At 71.4% G+C, this 17,950-nt stretch carries 15 protein-coding genes and 1 tRNA gene; 12 read left to right on the forward strand and 4 right to left on the reverse strand.

Translation table 11 applies throughout. The features are described 5' to 3' along the window. The first annotated feature begins 142 nt into the window (after nucleotides 1-142). From ACIQRL_RS22445 to ACIQRL_RS22455, 3 genes are all read left to right on the forward strand, one after another. The gene (locus ACIQRL_RS22445) at nucleotides 143-1,189 is read left to right on the forward strand and encodes a chorismate-binding protein (RefSeq protein WP_401334054.1); all 1,047 of its coding nucleotides are present in this window, start codon (nucleotides 143-145) and stop codon (nucleotides 1,187-1,189) included. 134 nt (nucleotides 1,190-1,323) lie between these two features. After that, nucleotides 1,324-2,145 carry an aminotransferase class IV gene (locus ACIQRL_RS22450; protein WP_401334056.1) on the forward strand — a complete coding sequence of 274 codons (822 nt, stop codon included), beginning with the start codon at nucleotides 1,324-1,326 and terminating at the stop codon, nucleotides 2,143-2,145. 79 nt (nucleotides 2,146-2,224) lie between these two features. Continuing rightward, complete coding sequence (locus ACIQRL_RS22455; RefSeq protein WP_401334059.1) at nucleotides 2,225-3,049, forward strand: GNAT family N-acetyltransferase; 825 nt, start codon at nucleotides 2,225-2,227, stop codon at nucleotides 3,047-3,049. A 90-nt stretch (nucleotides 3,050-3,139) separates the two neighbouring features. On the opposite strand, the gene ACIQRL_RS22460 is transcribed toward ACIQRL_RS22455, so the two are convergent. Next, nucleotides 3,140-3,679 carry a DsbA family protein gene (locus ACIQRL_RS22460; protein ID WP_401334062.1) on the reverse strand — a complete coding sequence of 180 codons (540 nt, stop codon included), beginning with the start codon at nucleotides 3,677-3,679 and terminating at the stop codon, nucleotides 3,140-3,142. A gap of 174 nt (nucleotides 3,680-3,853) precedes the next feature. Here ACIQRL_RS22460 and ACIQRL_RS22465 point away from each other — a divergent pair, with 174 nt between their 5' ends. After that, nucleotides 3,854-4,294, forward strand: a complete 441-nt coding sequence (locus tag ACIQRL_RS22465; protein WP_401334064.1) for a hypothetical protein — start codon at nucleotides 3,854-3,856, stop codon at nucleotides 4,292-4,294. Nucleotides 4,295-4,449: 155 nt separating this feature from the next. Next, nucleotides 4,450-4,602 carry a hypothetical protein gene (locus tag ACIQRL_RS22470; protein ID WP_167455603.1) on the forward strand — a complete coding sequence of 51 codons (153 nt, stop codon included), beginning with the start codon at nucleotides 4,450-4,452 and terminating at the stop codon, nucleotides 4,600-4,602. A gap of 143 nt (nucleotides 4,603-4,745) precedes the next feature. Here the strand turns inward: ACIQRL_RS22470 and ACIQRL_RS22475 are convergent, their stop codons facing one another. Both ACIQRL_RS22475 and ACIQRL_RS22480 read right to left on the reverse strand, forming a co-directional pair. Continuing rightward, nucleotides 4,746-5,303, reverse strand: a complete 558-nt coding sequence (locus ACIQRL_RS22475) for a CGNR zinc finger domain-containing protein (RefSeq protein WP_401334067.1) — start codon at nucleotides 5,301-5,303, stop codon at nucleotides 4,746-4,748. 547 nt (nucleotides 5,304-5,850) lie between these two features. After that, nucleotides 5,851-6,264 carry an SsgA family sporulation/cell division regulator gene (locus ACIQRL_RS22480; protein WP_003959770.1) on the reverse strand — a complete coding sequence of 138 codons (414 nt, stop codon included), beginning with the start codon at nucleotides 6,262-6,264 and terminating at the stop codon, nucleotides 5,851-5,853. A gap of 191 nt (nucleotides 6,265-6,455) precedes the next feature. On the opposite strand from ACIQRL_RS22480, the gene ACIQRL_RS22485 reads away from it, so the two are divergent. The 7 genes from ACIQRL_RS22485 to ACIQRL_RS22515 all read left to right on the forward strand — a co-directional run bounded on the left by ACIQRL_RS22485 (nucleotide 6,456) and on the right by ACIQRL_RS22515 (nucleotide 15,409). After that, a complete protein-coding gene (locus tag ACIQRL_RS22485; RefSeq protein WP_401334070.1) occupies nucleotides 6,456-6,890 on the forward strand; it encodes a TIGR02611 family protein in 435 nt (144 codons plus the stop codon). Nucleotides 6,891-6,971: 81 nt separating this feature from the next. Further along, nucleotides 6,972-7,043: transfer RNA gene (locus ACIQRL_RS22490), tRNA-Val, on the forward strand. A gap of 1,687 nt (nucleotides 7,044-8,730) precedes the next feature. Continuing rightward, on the forward strand, nucleotides 8,731-10,041 hold the full coding sequence (locus tag ACIQRL_RS22495; protein ID WP_401334073.1) for an extracellular solute-binding protein: 1,311 nt from the start codon (nucleotides 8,731-8,733) through the stop codon (nucleotides 10,039-10,041). An 11-nt stretch (nucleotides 10,042-10,052) separates the two neighbouring features. Then, nucleotides 10,053-11,009 carry a carbohydrate ABC transporter permease gene (locus ACIQRL_RS22500; RefSeq protein WP_401334076.1) on the forward strand — a complete coding sequence of 319 codons (957 nt, stop codon included), beginning with the start codon at nucleotides 10,053-10,055 and terminating at the stop codon, nucleotides 11,007-11,009. Continuing rightward, nucleotides 11,006-11,905 (forward strand): carbohydrate ABC transporter permease, encoded by a 900-nt coding sequence (locus ACIQRL_RS22505; RefSeq protein WP_401334079.1) that lies wholly within the window; start codon nucleotides 11,006-11,008, stop codon nucleotides 11,903-11,905. The genes ACIQRL_RS22500 and ACIQRL_RS22505 overlap by 4 nt, the downstream gene beginning before the upstream one ends. A 46-nt stretch (nucleotides 11,906-11,951) precedes the next feature. Then, entirely contained in the window at nucleotides 11,952-12,569 is a 618-nt protein-coding gene (locus ACIQRL_RS22510) for a hypothetical protein (protein WP_401334082.1), read from the forward strand. A 101-nt stretch (nucleotides 12,570-12,670) separates the two neighbouring features. Next, nucleotides 12,671-15,409 carry a Tat pathway signal sequence domain protein gene (locus ACIQRL_RS22515; protein WP_401334085.1) on the forward strand — a complete coding sequence of 913 codons (2,739 nt, stop codon included), beginning with the start codon at nucleotides 12,671-12,673 and terminating at the stop codon, nucleotides 15,407-15,409. A 22-nt stretch (nucleotides 15,410-15,431) separates the two neighbouring features. Here ACIQRL_RS22515 and ACIQRL_RS22520 read toward each other — a convergent pair whose 3' ends face one another. Further along, nucleotides 15,432-17,942 carry an SCO7613 C-terminal domain-containing membrane protein gene (locus ACIQRL_RS22520; protein WP_401334088.1) on the reverse strand — a complete coding sequence of 837 codons (2,511 nt, stop codon included), beginning with the start codon at nucleotides 17,940-17,942 and terminating at the stop codon, nucleotides 15,432-15,434. Between the last annotated feature and the right edge of the window lie 8 nt (nucleotides 17,943-17,950).

Below are 17,950 nucleotides of genomic sequence, written 5' to 3' on the forward strand. Positions count from 1 at the left end.
GCGCTTGCGCGTCCCGGCGACGAGTTGAACTCTAGCGGATTCCCGGGCCAGCACAAAAACGCGTTTGTGCAGCGTGCTGCGGTCTGTCCGCCCGAGGACATGGTCAGGGCACCCGCAGGACACCCGCCCTAGACTCGTCTGCGTGCTCGACCTCCCTCCTCTCGCCCGTTTCGGTGGCCTCGTCGCGACCGGTCTCCTCGATGTCACCAGCGATCCCGCGGCCCTGGACTCGACCGGCTTCTGGGCCGTCTCTGCCGACTTCGAAGGGCGTCTGACCTGCGCCCGCTTCCAGGACGTACGAGAGGAGCCGGTGCCGGCGCCGGTGCCCGGACGGTGGCACGGCCCGGCGTCCGGTGACTGGAAGTCGTCCCTCGACCGCGCCGCGTACACGGCCGGGGTGCGACGTATCCGCGAGCACATCGCGGCCGGCGAGGTCTACCAGGCGAACCTCTGCCGTGTCCTCTCCGCGCCCGTGCCGCCCGACGCGGACGTCGACGCGCTGACCGCCCTGCTGGCGCGCGGCAACCCGGCGCCGTACGCGGGAACGATTCGGCTGCCGGATCACGGTGTGGAGATAGCCACCGCCTCCCCGGAACTCTTCGTGCGCCGCGCGGGCCGGTCCGTCGAGTCCGGCCCGATCAAGGGCACCGGACGCACCGAGGCCGACCTCCTGGACAAGGACTACGCCGAGAACGTGATGATCGTGGACCTCGTCCGCAACGACATCGGCCAGGTCTGCGCCACCGGCACCGTGACCGTGCCCGACCTGTGCGTCGTCGAGAAGCACCCCGGGCTCGTACACCTCGTCTCCACCGTCAGCGGCGAGCTCCGCGAGGGCGTCGGCTGGCCGGCACTCCTCGACGCCGCCTTCCCGCCCGGCTCGGTCACCGGCGCCCCGAAATCCAGCGCGCTGCGGATCATCGACGCCCTGGAGACCGCGCCGCGCGGCCCGTACTGCGGAGGCATCGGCTGGGTCGACGCCGACCGCGGCACCGGCGAGCTGGCCGTGGGCATCCGTACGTTCTGGATCGACCGCGCCGACGGTGTCCTGCGCTTCGGCACGGGGGCGGGCATCACCTGGGGGTCCGACCCCGAGGGGGAGTGGCGGGAGACCGAGCTGAAGGCGTCCCGGCTGCTCGCGGTAGCGTCGGGAACGTACGACGCGGGTGACGGGACTCCCACGGACTGACCACGGATCGACCACGGACCCACCCGGTTCTCGGGACGACACCGGGAACCTTCCGGGGCGATGCCGGGAACCCGGGCCGCAACGCCACGCCGGACGACGCGTCCGGCGCATTCACGCATGCGAGGTAGGGACCAGTGAAGCTTTGGCTCGACGGCGGGCTGCAGGACATCGAGGCCGCCCGCGTCTCCGTCTTCGACCACGGACTGACCGTGGGTGACGGCATCTTCGAGACCGTGAAGGCGGTCGAGGGCCGGCCCTTCGCGCTGACCCGTCACCTCGACCGGCTGGCCCGCTCGGCGCGCGGTCTGGGTCTGCCCGAGCCCGACGCCGGCGAGGTGCGCCGCGCCTGCGCCGCCGTCCTCGACGCCAATCCGATGCCGCTCGGCCGGCTCCGCATCACGTACACCGGCGGGCACGGACCGCTCGGCTCCGACCGCGGAGAGCACGGTCCGACGCTCGTCGTCGCGCTCGGCACCTCCGCCCCGCGCCCCGACTCCACGGCCGTCGTCACCGTCCCCTGGACCCGCAACGAGCGCGGCGCCCTGACCGGCCTCAAGACCACCTCGTACGCCGAGAACGTCGTCGCCCTGGCCCGCGCGCGGGAACACGGCGCCTCCGAGGCGCTGTTCGCCAACACGGTGGGCCAACTCTGCGAGGGCACCGGGTCGAACGTCTTCGTCGTCCTCGACGGCGAGATCCACACCCCGCCGGTCGCCTCCGGCTGCCTCGCCGGCATCACCCGGGCCCTCACGGTCGAATGGACCGGGGCTAAGGAGACCGACCTCCCGATGGACGTCCTGGAGCGCGCCGACGAGATCTTCCTGACCTCGACGCTGCGCGATGTGCAGGCGGTGCACCGGGTCGACGGCCGTGAACTGCCGGGCGCGCCGGGCCCGGTGACCGCCAAGGCGATGCGTGTCTTCGACGAGCGGGCCGGGGACGACCTCGACCCCTGACCGGTCCCCGGGGCCGTCGGCCCCTGGACGCACGGTAATTCGGCTGACCGCGCGCGCGTCAGCGGGTACAACACCCCTGATGACCACGACCCTGCGGCCGACCGAGCCGCTTCAGCGCGCCGCCGACGGGACGCGTTCACGCCGCTACCACGTGTGCGTGAACAGCCGTCCCGTCGGCCGGGTGCACCTCACGACGGATCCCGGCTCGGGCCCGTCCGTCGCCAGGATCCACGAGCTCCGCATCGAGGAGCCGGACCGCGGCCGTGGCCGGGGCACGGTGGCCGCGCTGGCGGCGGAGGAGGTGGCGCGGGGCTGGGGCTGCCGGCAGATCGAGGTGACCGTTCCCGGCGACGCCGCCGCGGCCCTGGAACTCACCCGGGCGCTCGGCTACGTCCTGCGCAACCGCGTCATGGAGAAGGCGCTCGACGGCCCCGCGCCCGTACTGCCCCCGGGCGGCGCCGACCGGCCCATGACCCGGGACGAGTACGAGATCTGGGACCGGACGGGCAGACAGGGGTACGCCGAGGAATGGATCCGGCGCGGTGTGCCGGAGGCCGACGCGCTCGCCAAGGCGAGCCGTGATTACGGCGGTGCGCTGCCGCAGGGCCCGGACACCGCGGACATGTGGCTGAGCGTCCTGGAACACGAGGGCGTCCCCGTGGGCGAACTCTGGCTGGGGCGCCGGGGCGGGCACGCCTTCGTCTACGACGTCGGGGTCCGCGCCGAACAGCGCGGCCACGGCCACGGCCGGACGCTCATGCGGCTGGCCGAGGCCCAGGCGACGGCCGCCGGACTGAACCGCATCGCTCTCAACGTCTTCGCGGGGAACACCCCCGCCGAGCGGCTCTACGAGTCGCTCGGTTACGAGACGGCCGAGTACTGCCTGTACAAGACGCTGCTCTAGCCCGGGCCCGGGCCCAGGCTTCGCGAGGCACCTCGGTTCTGCCCTCAAGGAGCCCTTGGGGCGGGTCGGCCGGGCGGGGCCGCGCGTGGGTCAGGCCTGTTCGGCGAGCAGTCGGTCGGCGATCTCCTCGATCCGCTCGCGCAGGCCCTCCTGGCTCTTGCCACCGTCCAGACGCTCATCGCCGATGACGTACGTCGGGGTGCCGGTGACGCCGATCGCCTTGCCCTCGGCCTGGTCGGCGTCGACGATCAGGATGTGCCGGCCGTCGATGAGGGCTGTGTCGAACTCCTCGGCGTCCAGGCCGAGTTCCTGCGCGACCTCGACCAGGACGGCCTCGCCCTCGCGGTCCAGTTCCTCGACGCGACCCAGCACGGCCTCGATGTACGGCCAGGCCATGCCCTGCTCGGCGGCCTCCTCGGCGGCCTGCGCCGCGGCGAAGGCGTGCTTGTGCTTCTCCAGCGGGAAGTGCCGCAGCCGCAGTTCCAGACGGTCGCCGTAGCGGGCACGCAGCGCGCGCAGGTCGGCGAGGGCGCCACGGCAGTCGGGGCACTGGAGCTCGCACCAGACGTCCAGGACGACGGGGGCCGGGCGCGCGGTGGAGGAGTCGGAGGAGCCGGAGGAGTCGTTCATGGGATCCAGTCTTCCAGCCCCGTGAGGGGGCGGCTCAACCGGGACCTGGGGAGGACGGCGACCCCGAGATGTCCCTGAGGTCTGCCCGGACCATGGCATATCGGGCATGGGGCGGTGCAGGATGGAAGGGACGCACGAGACGCCGTCCCACCGAGCCCTGCCTGGAGGACCGGAATGATCGCAGAGACCGTCTGCTCCGCCGTTTCCGTCGCCGGCCTGGGCATCGCCGCGGTGACGGCCTACCGCAAGCGTTTCCTGAAGGCCGCTCGCATAGCCGCCTACTCCCTGGTGCCGATCGGGCTGGTCATGACCGGAGTGGTCGGCTGGCTGGCCGACACCGCGTTCAGCCCGACGGCGTGGGCCGGCTTCGTGGTGCTCGGCGGCGCCTGGGCGCTGTTCATGATCACCCGCGCTGTCGAGCGTCGGGGCGGCGGGACGCGGAAGGAACGCAAGGCCGCGAAGGCCGCCGCCGAGCGCGAAGCGGTGGCCCCCGCGGCTTCGGCCCCCTCGCTTGGCCAGGGCGTCGCCGCGCGGCCGGCCGCGACACCTCGGGCGAAGGGCTCCGGGGACGACTTCAGCGACATCGAGGCGATCCTGAAGAAGCACGGCATATGACCGTCTGAGGCGACACAAGATCGCACGCGTGTCGCAGGGAACGCGCGGAACCGTTCACGTTCGAGCGCGCCCGTCACATGATCCAGCGAACTCCCGTATATTCCGGGCGTGTTGATCGCGGAGCCGGTGCCCTCTGCGTCATCATCGCCCGCGAGATGCTGGACACAACAACGAGCGACACCGCTGCTCCGCCCGAGGAGCGGCGCGGTTGTCTCTTCGCGCTCTCCCAGCCGCCGCTGATGATCTTTCTTGCGGTGATCGGCTGTCTGCTGCTCATGGCTTCGCTGCACGACCTGCTGCTGCTCTGAGCTGTACACGGAGCCCCTGGCGCCACCCGCCGAGGGCTCCGTCAGTCCGGCCCCTCCGGGGCGTCGGCCGGCCATCTCTTTCCCCACGGTGTACGACCCCCATGGCCGGGGGCACGCGATCCTCGTCAGCCCTGTCAGCCCTGTCAGCCGGCGGCTTCCTTGCGGCGCGCACGGTAGGCGGCGACGTGGAGCCGGTTCCCGCAGGTGCGGCTGTCGCAGTAGCGGCGGGAGCGGTTGCGGGAGAGATCGACGAAGGCCCGTCGGCAGTCCGGGGCCTCACAGCGGCGGAGCCGCTCCTGCTCTCCGGCGACGACGAAGAAGGCCAGCGCCATCCCGCAGTCGGCCGCGAGGTGGTCGGCGACCGAGGCGCCCGGCGCGAAGTAGTGGACATGCCAGTCGTAGCCGTCGTGGTCGGTCAGCCGGGGCGTGGTGCCGGCGGCGGCGACCAGTTCGTTGATCAGCGAGGCGGCGACCCGCGGATCGTCCGCGGCGAAGATCCCCGCGAACAGGCCGCGGACAGCGCGTACGGCCGCGAGATCACGCTCCGACAGCACACCGACATCGCTGATCTCGTGCTTTCGTACGAAATCGGCGAGGGACGGCACATCGGCGAGTCCGTCCGCCGTCGCGTCCTCCGGCGCGGTGTTGACCAGATCCACCACGGCGTCGAGTGCGCACCGGGTGTCGTGGGTGATCAGCACGTTTCGCTCCCTGGCCTGGGGGTCGGGCGAGGGCGCCCGCCCGATGCTGGCCGATGGTAGTGGCTTCCCGGCGCGGCGGAGACGGGCGCGGTAGCACCGACCGCGGAGCCCGTGCCCTGAAGGGCCTGCCGGGGCCGGCGGCAGAGTTCGCGGGGCGGCCCGCAGCCAGGTGCCCCCCGGTGCGGGAGGGGAGGGAGCGCTCTCTGCGCGTGAGCGAGGCGATGCTCACGGGGAGCGGGGTTCTGTGCAGCCGGGCGGGGGCGTGTCGGCGGGGGTGCCGGGCTGTGGGGCAGGTCTGCGGAGGGGTGCTGATCGTGGGGCAGGTCGGGTGGATGGGCTTCCGGGCTGTGGGCAACCCGGCGGGCGGAGGTGTCCGGCCGTCGGCCGGGTGGGCCGACGGCGTCGGCCCAAGGGCGGGCGGTGGACGCGCAGCGGCGCCGCCGCCGCGGACTTTCCGCGACGCCGGCGCCATGCCTTCCCTATGCGGTTGTCTGGGCCCGAGCCGTCTCCCCGAGTGGACGGCGCCGGGCGGCTCTGTGGTGACGCGTCAGCTCTCGGCCAGGATGTGTGAGAGCTCCGTGTCGAGATCGAAGTGCCGGTGTTCCGTGCCGGGCGGCACGGCTGCGTCCGTTCGCTTCAGGAATGACTCCAGGGCCCTTGCGGGGGCTTCGAGCAGGGCTTCACCCTCCGGAGAGCTCAGGGCGATGCATACGACGCCCTGGCCGTGGCTTCGGGACGGCCAGACTCGGACGTCGCCGGTACCGGTGGGCCGGTGCAGGCCCTCGGCGAGGAGGTCGCGGGCGAACACCCACTCGACGGTTTCCTCGGCTCCGGTGTGGAAGGTGGCGTGCACGGCGTAGGGATCGGCCGTGTCATACCGCAGTCCTGCGGGTACAGGCAGTGAGGACTCGCTCGACACAACGAGGCGCAGGTGCAGCTCGCAGCTGACCGTGGTGTTCATAAGCGCCAGGGCCTTTCGCTCAGTGTGCGCTCGGGGATTCGCACGTCGGCGAAATCGACATGCCACCTACGGTGCCGTTGTAAACCCCTCTGAGTGTTTTGCGTGTCTTTATGTAACTCATCCGGCCGAGGGCGCGTTCTCCGGATAGGGCCATTCCGGTGACTGGTTTCTCTCGGGTAGGGTTTGGTCGTATGAATACGGGGAGTGACGAGCCGGGCGAGGTCGCCAGGGTGGACGACAGGGCGAAGAATGAGCGGGCGCTGGGTTCGCGGGCGCCCGAATTCATCAAGGCGCGCCGCGCGCTGCACGTCAGCTGGCAGGTGGGCGTTTTCGTCGTCGGGCTCGCGGTGGTCGTGGCGGGCGTGATCATGCTTCCGCTGCCCGGCCCCGGCTGGCTGGTGATCTTCGGCGGCATGGCGATCTGGGCGACCGAGTTCGTCTGGGCCCAGCTGGTGCTCCGCTGGACGAAGCGCAAGGTCACGGAGGCGACGCAGCGGGCGCTCGACCCCAAGGTCCGGCGCCGCAACATCATCCTCACCACGATCGGCCTCGTGATCGTCGCCGTCCTGGTCGGCGTGTACCTCTGGAAGTTCGGCCTCGTGATGCCGTGGAACGTCAAGCAGTGACGAGGCCGGCCCGGGCCTCCTGCGAGCCGTCTCCGCTGGTCGAAGCCACCCCTGACATGGGGTAATGTTCTCCCTGCGCCCGGGCGATTAGCTCAGCGGGAGAGCGCTTCGTTCACACCGAAGAGGTCACTGGTTCGAACCCAGTATCGCCCACACATACGACAGACGGCTCCGGCCCACGACACCGTGGACCGGAGCCGTCTTCGTTGTCACGCGGCCGGGGTGGACTGGCCGAAGGCCCGGCTCCGGGCCGGTGCGGCCTGATCGAGGGCCGGTACCGCGGCGCGGCCTCGACGGCGACGCGCGCCGCCCGGTGCCACCGGACCTGCTCACGAGGCGCGCGGCCCCGGTCCGCGGCCCGGACCTCCGGGCCCAGGGCGCGACGGATCGCGACCGCCTCGCCGCTGTTGGTGCCCGGTGCCCGGTGCCCTGTGCCCGCTCCGGGGTCCCGAGTGCGGGAGCGGCCGGCGGGGTGGTGTGGACCCGTCGGGAGCGCCGCGATCGACGGTGCCGCTTCGGGCCGAGAGCGCCGATCGCGTCGTCCGGCCCACAGGGATTGGCGCGGGGGCGGTGCCTCCGTAAGCCGGAGGCGTATGCCGCGCGCGGGCGGTCTGAGGGTGTGGGTGCCTCGGTAGATCATGGGGGCGTCACCAGGCAGTGGCCCGGCGCGAGGGCACCTCGGTGCGGCGGCCGGGCGTTCGGGGACGGCGTACGAGCGCCGCCGTACGGTGGCGCTCGGATCCGCCGGGCGCCCAGGTCGGCCGCCTGAGCTGCGTTGATCCAGAGGGCGGGATGCCCCACGGGCCGGCTCGGGCTCGTACGGACGTCTCGACGTTCGACGCACATCGGACGGCCCGTCAGGTCGCGCCACCATCGCCGAACGATGCCTCGACGCCCGCCCCTGGGTCCTTCGCCTCGACCGCGGGGCGCTCCGACGGGCGTCCCGTTGCCGTCGGCATGTCGGCGAACACCGCTCTGGCGCATGGCGCTTGAGCCGAACCGGTCTGTGCCGCCAGTGCAGTGCCTGTGCCGACGTGGCGGTGACGCCGGCACGGTGGCGCCGTGACCGTGCCGCCAAGGATGTTGCGCCAAGGCTGTGGGCGCCGGGGAGATGCCGCCGGAGACGCGTGACCAGGCCGGGGCCCCTGGAGCGAACCCTCCGTCGGGGAAAGGCGGAGGCCGGTCCCGTCCCACGTGAACCGACCTGACCGACCCAACGGGCAGGCGTGAGTCGGCCCCGTCCGACGCCCGCCCCAAGGGCGGACGTGAGCCGATCCGGTCCGCCGCCCGCCCCAAGGGTGGACGTGAGCCGATCCGGTCCGCCGCCCGCCCCAAGGGCGGACGTGAGCCGATCCCCTCCGACGCCCGCCCCGTGGGCGGGCGTGACCGATCCCGCCCGCCCATGGGCAGAGGTGAGCCGATCCCGCCCGCCTGTGGGGCAGAGGTGAGCCGATCCCGCCCGCCCAACGGCGGATGTGAGCCGCCCCCGCCCGCTCCGGATACCCGCTCCGGATGCCCACCCCGACCGACCACCCCGGCCCCCGCCGCCGCTCACGCTCCGTTCCCCCGCCCCCGTCGACACCCCGTCAGCACCCCCCGCGGCAGTACATTTTCAGCCGCGCGCCCACCCCGCCCCAACGTCCAGGGAACGTTCGACTGGTCGACCGCGGACGCCCGACCTGCGTACTCCGCTCCGTGCGTCCCGGCCCCGCCGCAGGGTCCGTCGCGACGGGATCCGAGCGCCGCACATCAATTCCTGTCCGAATCATTGACGCGCCCGGAACCCCTCCGTACCTTGTGCCAGCAAGCGCTTACTTGAAACGATTCACGCAGCGGTTCGATGGTGCGGGGAGGCCCGACAGTGGGAAACAACGGGAGTGTCGAGAGGCGGACGGTCCTCAAGGCGGCCGGAGCTTCGCTGGCCACGCTGGGGCTGGCCGCGACGACGGGCTGCGGAGGCGGCAGCGGCAGCGCCGGGGACGGAACGGTGACGATCCGCTACGCCTGGTGGGGCGCGGACGAGCGGGCCAAGCGGATCAACCAGTCCATCACGCTCTTCGAGAAGAAGTATCCGAAGATCAAGGTGCAGACGGACTTCCAGGATTATGTGGCCTTCTGGGAGAAGTTCCAGACCCAGGCCGCGGGCGGAAATCCGCCGGACGTATTCCAGAACGCCGTTGGATTCCTGCGGAAGTACGACAAGCGAGGGATCCTGCTCGACCTCAAGTCCCAGATAGACGCCGGAAATCTCAGCCTGAAAGGCTTCCGCGCGGGAGTCGAGAAGGTCGGGCAGGTCGACGGAAAGCAGCTCGGTATTCCGGTCGGATCCAACACCATGTCACTTGTCATCGACGAGAAGGTGTTCGAGAAGGCGGGCGTCAAGCCGAAGGCGGGCTGGACCTGGGACGAGTACTTCGCCGCGCTCAAGAAGATTCACGACACCCAGAAAGTGGCGGGCGACACCGGGTACTTCAGCATCATGTACCTGTACGACCTCTATCTCCGGCAGAACGGCAAGGCGTTCTTCACCGAGGACGGACTCGGTTTCGACGAGGCCGATCTGACGGAGTGGTGGACGGACGGCTACAACCGCGTGAAGGCCGGCATCATCACCGACCCCAAGCGGGTCGAGCAGGACAAGCCCAAGTCCTCGCTCTCGGCGGGCCACGCGGCCTCCGAGTTCACCTGGGACAACTTCACGGTCCGCTACACGGCCGAGGGCGACAGCACGTACGGCCTGGCGCCGATCCCGACGACCGACGGCAAGCAGACCGGCCAGTACCTCGCCTCCCTGATGCTCAGCGCCTCCGCGCACACCAAACACCCCAAGGAGGTCGCCCGGTTCATCGACTTCATGGTCCACGACCCCGAGGTCGGCAAGATCATGGGGTACGACCGCGGGATCCTCGCCACCACCGAACAGTTCGACGCGTTCCAGCCCGCCGACGCCCCCAGCAAGGCCATCGCGCAGTACGAGCAGGATGTCGCCGCGGCCGGTGTGCTCGGCACGATCACGCCGCACCCGGCCGGTGCCGACACTGTCGAATCCGCCTTCCTGCGCATCGGCGGCGACATGTCGCAGGGCACCACGAAGGTCTCCGACGCGGTGAAGCAGTTCTTCTCCGAGGCGAAGACCGCCCTCGCCGCCTGATGGGAACCGCCGTGACGCTCGTCAAGGACTCTCCGCCCGACGCCCCGGAGATACGCCCCGCGGCCCCCGTCACCGAAAGGCGCCGGGGGCGCCGGGAGAATCTCGCCGGCTATCTCTTCATGTCGCCGTGGATCGCGGGCTTCCTGCTGCTGACCGCGGGCCCGATGGCCGCCTCCCTCTACTTCGCCTTCACCGACTACAACCTCTTCGATTCGCCGCGGTGGATCGGCTTCGACAACTTCACCACCATGTTCGACGACCCCCGGTGGCAGAAGTCCGTCGAGGTGACGGCCAAGTACGTCGTCATCGGCACACCGCTCAAACTGCTGCTGGCGCTCGGCGTGGCCCTGTTCCTCGCCCAGAGCCGCCGCGGCCAGGCCGTCTACCGGGCCGCGTTCTACGCCCCCTCGCTGATCGGCGCGAGCGTCTCGGTCGGCTTCGTCTGGCGCGCGCTGTTCTCCGACGACGCCGTCGTGGACCGCACGCAGTCGTTCCTCGGCCTCCACACCGGAGGCTGGGTCGGCGACCCGGGCTGGGTGCTCTACAGCCTGGTCGCGCTCACCGTCTGGCAGTTCGGCGCACCCATGGTCATCTTCCTGGCAGGGCTCAAACAGGTGCCGAAGGAGCTGTACGAGGCGGCGGAGGTGGACGGCGCGGGACCGCTGCGCAGGTTCTGGAGCATCACCCTGCCGATGATTTCCCCGGTGCTGTTCTTCAACGTGCTCCTGGAGACCATCCACTCGTTCCAGATCTTCGGTTCGGCGTACGTGGTCTCCAACACCACCTGCGGTCCGGCCGACGCCACACTCGTCTACACCTGCTACCTGTACCAGAAGGGCTTCAAGGAGTCCCAGATGGGCTTCGCGTCCGCCATGGCCTGGATGCTGCTGCTCGCCGTCGCGCTGGTGACGGCCGTCCTCTTCTGGACGCAGAAGCGCTGGGTGCACTACGAGGAGGACGCCCGATGAGCGGCATCACCGGCAAGGCGGTCGGCTCCGGCGCCGCCGCGGGACGCGCACGGACTCCCGGACGCGGCCGCGCCGGCTCGCTCGCCTGGCACCTCGGGGTCCTGCTGGTCCTCGCGGTCGTCCTCTACCCCGTGCTCTGGGTCCTCGGCGCCTCGTTCAAGCCGAGCCGGGAGATCGTCGGGAGCCTGCGGCTGTTCCCCACCAGCCCGATCCTCGCCAATTTCAAGGGGCTGGCGAACGGCATCGCCGACATCTCGATCGCCACCTTCTTCCAGAACTCCCTCTTCTACGCGCTCGGTTCCGTCGTCGGCATCCTGATCTCCTGCTCGCTCACCGCGTACGCCTTCGCCAAGATCCGGTTCGCCGGGCGGAACCTGCTCTTCTCGCTGATGATCGGCACGCTCCTGCTGCCGTACCACGTGCTGCTCATTCCGCAGTACGTGATGTTCCAGAAGGCGGGGCTGGTCAACACCTATGTGCCGCTGCTGATCGGCAAGTACCTGGCCACCGAGGCGTTCTTCGTCTTCCTCATGGTGCAGTTCATGCGGAACCTGCCGCGCGAGCTGGACGAGGCGGCGCGGCTCGACGGCTGCGGGCATCTGCGGATCTACTGGTCGATCGTGCTGCCGCTGTGCCGTCCTGCCCTCATCACCAGCGCGATCTTCACCTTCATCAACGCCTGGAACGACTTCATGGGCCCGCTGATCTACCTCAACGAGCCCGGCAAGTACACGGTCTCGCTCGGCATGATGATGTTCCGCGACCAGGAGGGGATCGCCAACTACGGCGGCATGATCGCGATGTCACTGGTGGCGCTGCTGCCCGTACTCCTTTTCTTCCTCGCCTTCCAGCGGTATCTGATCGACGGTATGGCGACCTCCGGACTGAAGGGCTGAGATGGCCGTCACCCAGCCGAGATCCCGAGCCGGGGCCCGGACGCCCGTGCGAGGTGGCGCGAGGCGGCGGGCCAGGGCGGCCGAGGCCCGCAGGGCGCCCCGGGAATCCGTCCTCGCCGAGCGGTTCGCCGTCTTCGCGGAGTGTCTGCTGACCGGTGTGTGGATCGCGACGGCCTCGCTGCCCCTGGTCACCGTTCCCGCCGCGTTCGCGGCCGGCGCGCGGCATCTGCGCCGGCGTACGGCTCATGAGGCCGGTGGATGGCGGGAGTTCGTGACCGACTTCCGGGCCGCCGTACGGGGTGGCTGGCTCGTCGGAGTCGCCGGATGGGCCGGGGCCGCGGCGGTCTGGGTGGACGTCCAGGCCGTGCGCGCCGGAATCCCCGGTGGTCCGCTCGTCGGGGCCGTGGGGCTCCTCGCCCTGATCGGGGGAGCGATCGCGGGACTGCGCGCGGCCGCGGTCTGGGAGCCGGGGGCGGCCTGGCGCGACCTGCTCGCCGACGCCGGACGCCGTACGGTCCTCGATCCCGCCGGATCCTTCCTGCTCGTCGGCGGGCTGGCCGTGGTGGCCTGCTCCGCCCTGCTCGTCGCTCCGCTGGCGGTCCCGGTCCTCGGGGCCGTCGCGGCGGCGGCCGTCGCCGTCGAGGAGCGCAGGCGACGCCGCTGAGTCCGCGCTCCCACGGGCCGGAGCACCGAGCGCCCGGCCTGTCTCCGCCATGCCCTTACCTCTGTCATGCCCCTGACCATCCCGAAAGGAAAGGAAAGGCCATGTCTCCCATCCCCCGCAGGTCCCTTCTCAAGGCGGCCGCCGTCGCCGGAGCCGCCGCGCAGTTCAGCTGGGCGCTCGGAACGGCGAACGCGCAGGCCGCCCCCGGAGCCGGGGCCTCCGACGCGGACCCGGTGACCCTGGACTGGCTGGAGGACGGCGGCCTCGGAGCCGCCCCCGGTTCCACCGTCGGCGTGCCCTGGCCGAGGGGCACCTACCAGCAGGACCAGACGTTCGCCCTCACGGACGCCGACGGCAAGGCCGTTCCCGTACAGTCCTGGCCGATCGCCTACTGGCCGGACGGCTCCCTCAAGTGGACAGCGCACGCGGTGAGTTCGGACACGGGCAAGCTCACGCTGGCCGCCGGGGAACCCGCCGCCCCGGAGCAGAAGGTCACGGTCGACAAGAGCGGCGGCACCATCGACATATCGACCGGTGTCATCACCGCGAGGATCGGCAGGAGCGGCTCCACGCTGGTCAAGTCCGTGACGCGCGGCACGACCGAGATCGCCAGGAACGGCCGGCTCGTCCTCGTCCGCCAGCCCGAGATCGAGGACGAGCACCAGGGCGCCGAGAAGTTCGAGCGCTTCGAGAGCGCGATCTCCGAGGTGGAGGTCGAGCAGGAGGGCCCGGTGCGGGCCGTCGTCCGCATCGACGGCAAACACCGCAAGGGTGACCGCAGTTGGCTGCCGTTCTCGGTCCGCCTGTACTTCTACGCGGGCGCCGACTCCTTCCGCATGGTGCACACGATCACCTTCGACGGAAAGCAGGAGCCCGGGAAGAGCAGCGGCGACTTCGTCCGCGGGCTCGGCGTCCGCTTCACCGTGCCGATGCGGGACGCCGCCTACGACCGGCACATCCGGATCGGCGGCGACGGCACCGGTCTGCTCCGCGAGGCCGTCAAGGGCGTCACCGGGCTGCGCCGCGACCCCGGAGCCGCCGTCCAGGCCGCCCAGTTCGCGGGCGAGAAGCTCGCCGACCCCTCCACCTGGGACCAACGGGTCACCACCCGGCTCCAGTACATCCCCGAGTGGGGCGACTACACCCTCTCCCAGCTCTCCGCCGACGGCTTCACCCTGCGCAAGCGCACCAGGAAGGGGTACGGCTGGATCGGCGCCGGCGGCGGCCGGCGGGCCTCCGGTTTCGGTTACGTCGGCGGGCCGACCGGCGGATTCTCCTTCGGGCTGCGGGACTTCTGGGAGAAGTTCCCCGCCCAGCTCGACATCCGTGACGCCCACACCGACGAGGCCGAGGTCACCCTCTGGCTCTGGTCGCCCGAGGCCCGGCCCATGGACCTGCGCTTCTACCACGACGGCATGGGCCAGGACACGTACGCCGAACAGCTCGAAGGCCTCAACATCACCTACGAGGACTACGAGCCGGGCTTCGGCACGCCCTACGGCATCGCCCGTACCTCCGAACTCCTCTTCTGGGCCAACGAGTCGACGCCCACGCCCGAGAGACTTGCCGAACAGGTAGACGCCGTACGCGTGTTGCCGCAGCTCGCGGCGCCGCCCAGGCAACTGATCAAGGCGAAGGTCTTCGGCCCCGGTCTCTACTCCGAGCCCGACCGGTCCACCCCCGCCAAGGCGAAGATCGAGGACCACCTCGACTTCCTCTTCACCTACTACAAGGACCAGGTGGAGATGCGCCGTTGGTACGGCTTCTGGGACTACGGCGACATCATGCACTCGTACGACCCGGTCCGGCACCAGTGGCGCTACGACATCGGCGGCTACGCCTGGGACAACTCCGAGCTGTCGCCCGACCTCTGGCTCTGGTTCGCGTATCTGCGCAGCGGCCGCGCGGACATCTTCCGCTTCGCCGAGGCGATGACCCGGCACACCGGCGAGGTCGACGTCTACCACCTCGGCCAGTGGGCGGGGCTCGGCACCCGGCACGGTGTGCAGCACTACGCCGACAGCGCCAAACAGCAGCGCATCGCCAACACCACCTACCGGCGCTACTACTACTTCCTCACCGCCGACGAGCGCGTCGGCGACCTCATGCACGCCAACGTCGACTCCGACGAGACCTTCCTCGTCCTCGACCCGATCCGCAAGATCCGCACCGAGCCGTACACCCCCGACCGGCACGCGCTGTCGATCGGCTTCGGCACGGACTGGAGCGGGCTCGTCTCGGCGTGGCTGACCGAGTGGGAGCGCAAGGGCCCCCAGTGGGAGAAGGCCAAGGCCCGCGTGCTGTCGACGATGGAGACCATCGCCGCGCAGCCCAACGGATTCGTCCAGGGCAGCGGCCTCTACGACCTCGACACCGGCCGGTTCGCCGTCGCCACGGAGCCCGTGGTCGGCGTCTCGCACCTCTCCGCGGTCTTCGGCCTGAACGAACTGTGCGCCGAACTCATCGATCTCGTCGACATGCCCGCCTTCAAGAACGCCTACCTCGACTACTGCCGCTACTTCAATGCCACCAAGGCCGAACAGGCGGCCCGATACGGCACCAACTTCGGCACCCTGCTGCTCTTCCAGGGCCACTCGCGCCTCGACGCGTACGCCGCCGTGCAGACCGGCGAGGCGGCCCTCGCCACCCGTGCGTGGACGAAGTTCTACAGCTCCGACGGCTACACCGAGTCCTCGCCGTGGAAGACGGAGAAGCTGAGCGGTCCTGTCACGCTGGTGCCGGGCAGCGAGGCCGACTGGGTCTACACGAACGACACGGCGTTGTACGGCCTCGCCGCCATCGAGAACCTCGCGCTCCTGGGCGACAGGATGCCTTCGTGACCGCCCCCTCGTCGACCGGTCGCTAGTCCATCCGTCCCAGCACCTCCCGCACCCGCCGTGCGTCGCGAATCCGCTGCTCGTACGTGGCACCCAGCCCGAGCAGCAGCAGACCGGCGAGTGCGGGAGGCGTCCAACGGGGGAGGGCGTTCACCAACTGAATGATGTACGGGGCGAGTTCGTGCAGAGCGTCCAGGACGAGCACGCTGCCGCCCAGCACCAGCGGAGCCTGCAGACGGTGCCGGGCACCCAGCAGGGTGACGGCGAGCGCCGCCGAGCCCAGCAGCAGAGGGCGGAGCCAGTGCGCGTCGCCCCACACCGCGAACAGGCTCGGCACGAGCGTCACGGACAGGCCCGGCCCGTACGCCGTCCACGACGACACGGTCGTGTCCGCGCGGCGCCTGAACGCGCCCACGAGCAGCGCCGGAACGGTCACCGGCAGCGTGTACGCCTCCGGGGAACCCACACCCCAGGCCGCGAGGCGCACCCAGGCGGCCAGCACGAACAGGGCGGCGGCCGCGTATCCCGCGGAGCGCCGGTCCTGCCGTACGGCGGTGCCCGCGGCGATCACCGCGCACAGGGCCAGGACCGTGGCCAGCACGGCCGGTTCGGCCACCGCGAGCCCTACGGCGAGCAGCCCCGCGAGGGCACCGGTGACCTCGATCGACACGGTCGTCGGTCCGTCCTCGACGCGTGCCGCGAGCAGCGCCGCAACCACGGGTACGACCAGCACGAGCAGCGCTGTGTGCTCGGGCCGCAGGCCGAGGGACGCGCCGGCCGCGCAGGCGAGGGCTGTCGCGTATCCGAGGGACGCGGGTGCCGCGAACGGGCCGAGGCCGGGCCGCCGGGCGGGCCGTACGGCGGCCGCCGCGAACAGGACGGCCAGCGCGGCGAGGACGGTCAGGGTCGCGGTCTCGGAGGCCAGCGCCAGGAACGCGAGGCTGAGGGAGGTGAGCAGGGCCGGCACCGGCGCGGTGACCGACGGATACGTCCGGCGCGCATACCCGAGCAGGGCCACCAGGGTGATCCCCTGCACGGACAGCCCCGCCGCGTAAGGGAGTTCGAGAGTCGCCGGGAGGACGAACACCGTCGCCCACGCCAGGGTGAGCGCACAGACGACGGCGTGCGCACGCCACGCGGCGGTGCGGACGGCCACCACGAGAACCGCGGCGACGAGCGCGAGAACGAGCGGCGCCGTGGCCGAGTCCGAGGGCCACGGCAGGACGGCCGTCACCGCGTCCCGCGCGCTCGCCGGCGCACCGGACCAGACCGAGCCCGCCAGACCGACCGGTCCCAGCAGGGTGACCAGGACCACGGGCAGCGCCCACGCCACGGAGAGGGCGCCCACGCAGCCGGAGGCCAGGGCGACACCACGGCGTACCGGCGCCGGCAGTCCTGTCCTGGCGAGGGCCAACAGGGCGATCCCGCACGCCAGATGACCCGGAACCGTCCACTCGCCTGGCAGGGACGTGCGCAGCACCCCGCCGAACGCGACGACGCAGATCAGGCCCCCGGCCGTCGCCGCGGCCGTCGCGAGGCCCGGCTTCGGGACGCGCCAGGCCGCCGCCAGCGCGATCGACGCGGAAAAGAGGAGGAGCGCCGCCGCACGGGCGGCGGCGCTCGGGCCGGCGGCCGTCAAGGACAGCCAGCCGGCGGCGAAGGTGCCGCAGCCGCCCATCCCGTACGCCCAGGCGGCGGCGACGACACGGACGGGCTGCAGGGACACACGCAGCGCCAGCGCCGCGTCGAAGGCCGCCGTGACCAGCAGGGCGGCCGTGACGGTGCACGCACCCGCGGCGGCGGCCACCGCCCACAGGAGCAGCGGCAACTGCGCGGCGACCACGGCGGCGGGCAGGGGCAGCCACAGCGACGGCCGTACGGCGACGGTGGCCGCCTCCGGACCCGCGCCCGTGCCGACACCTGTGCCTGTGTTCGCGCCTGTGTTGCCGGCGGCGCCGGTCTCGCGGTCCGCGCCGGGGTTCGGGGCGGCTCCCCGCGGTCCCGTCGCGCCCACCGCGAGTCCGTACGCCGTCCACACCGCGGCCAGCGCCGTCGACGCGAGCGCCGAGTAGGCCACGCCGTCGGTGCGGGGGAGCGCGACCGCGTACAGCGCGTACGCGTCCAGGACCGTCAGCGCGAGGCCGAGCCCCGCGAGCGCCTCGGCCGTCGCGCGCAGCCCGCGCCGCAGCAGGAACACGGGCGCGCCGAGCGCGGCCAGCGTCACCGCGCCGAGCACCAGTGAACGCCCCGCGATCCCCAGGTGCCCCCAGCCGACCAGCGTGAACGCGGCGGCCGCGATGGTCAGCAGGATGCCGCCGAGGAGCAGCAGGACGTTCTGCACACCGGGTGCCGTGGCCTCCGGCCGACGGGCCGGGAACGCCGGCGGTGCCAGGGGCGCGGTCCAGACGGGCGCCGACTGGAGCGTGTGGACCAGCCAGACGCGGCGGTTCAGCAACATGGCGCGGCGGGAGTCGAGTTGCCGCAGCTCGGTATCGAGCAGCCGCAACTCCTCGGCCGGGGAAGGGATCTGGGACATACACCGGA

It is taken from the genome of Streptomyces sp. NPDC091209, from assembly GCF_044757755.1.
In the GTDB taxonomy this organism is placed as follows: domain Bacteria; phylum Actinomycetota; class Actinomycetes; order Streptomycetales; family Streptomycetaceae; genus Streptomyces.

Coding starts and splice junctions, on each gene's coding strand:
- ACIQRL_RS22455 (WP_401334059.1), top strand. CDS start 2,225: ATGACCACGACCCTGCGGCCGACCGAGCCGCTTCAGCGCGCCGCCGAC.
- ACIQRL_RS22460 (WP_401334062.1), bottom strand. CDS start 3,679: ATGAACGACTCCTCCGGCTCCTCCGACTCCTCCACCGCGCGCCCGGCC.
- ACIQRL_RS22465 (WP_401334064.1), top strand. CDS start 3,854: ATGATCGCAGAGACCGTCTGCTCCGCCGTTTCCGTCGCCGGCCTGGGC.
- ACIQRL_RS22470 (WP_167455603.1), top strand. CDS start 4,450: ATGCTGGACACAACAACGAGCGACACCGCTGCTCCGCCCGAGGAGCGG.
- ACIQRL_RS22480 (WP_003959770.1), bottom strand. CDS start 6,264: ATGAACACCACGGTCAGCTGCGAGCTGCACCTGCGCCTCGTTGTGTCG.
- ACIQRL_RS22485 (WP_401334070.1), top strand. CDS start 6,456: ATGAATACGGGGAGTGACGAGCCGGGCGAGGTCGCCAGGGTGGACGAC.
- ACIQRL_RS22495 (WP_401334073.1), top strand. CDS start 8,731: ATGGTGCGGGGAGGCCCGACAGTGGGAAACAACGGGAGTGTCGAGAGG.
- ACIQRL_RS22505 (WP_401334079.1), top strand. CDS start 11,006: ATGAGCGGCATCACCGGCAAGGCGGTCGGCTCCGGCGCCGCCGCGGGA.
- ACIQRL_RS22515 (WP_401334085.1), top strand. CDS start 12,671: ATGTCTCCCATCCCCCGCAGGTCCCTTCTCAAGGCGGCCGCCGTCGCC.
- ACIQRL_RS22520 (WP_401334088.1), bottom strand. CDS start 17,942: ATGTCCCAGATCCCTTCCCCGGCCGAGGAGTTGCGGCTGCTCGATACC.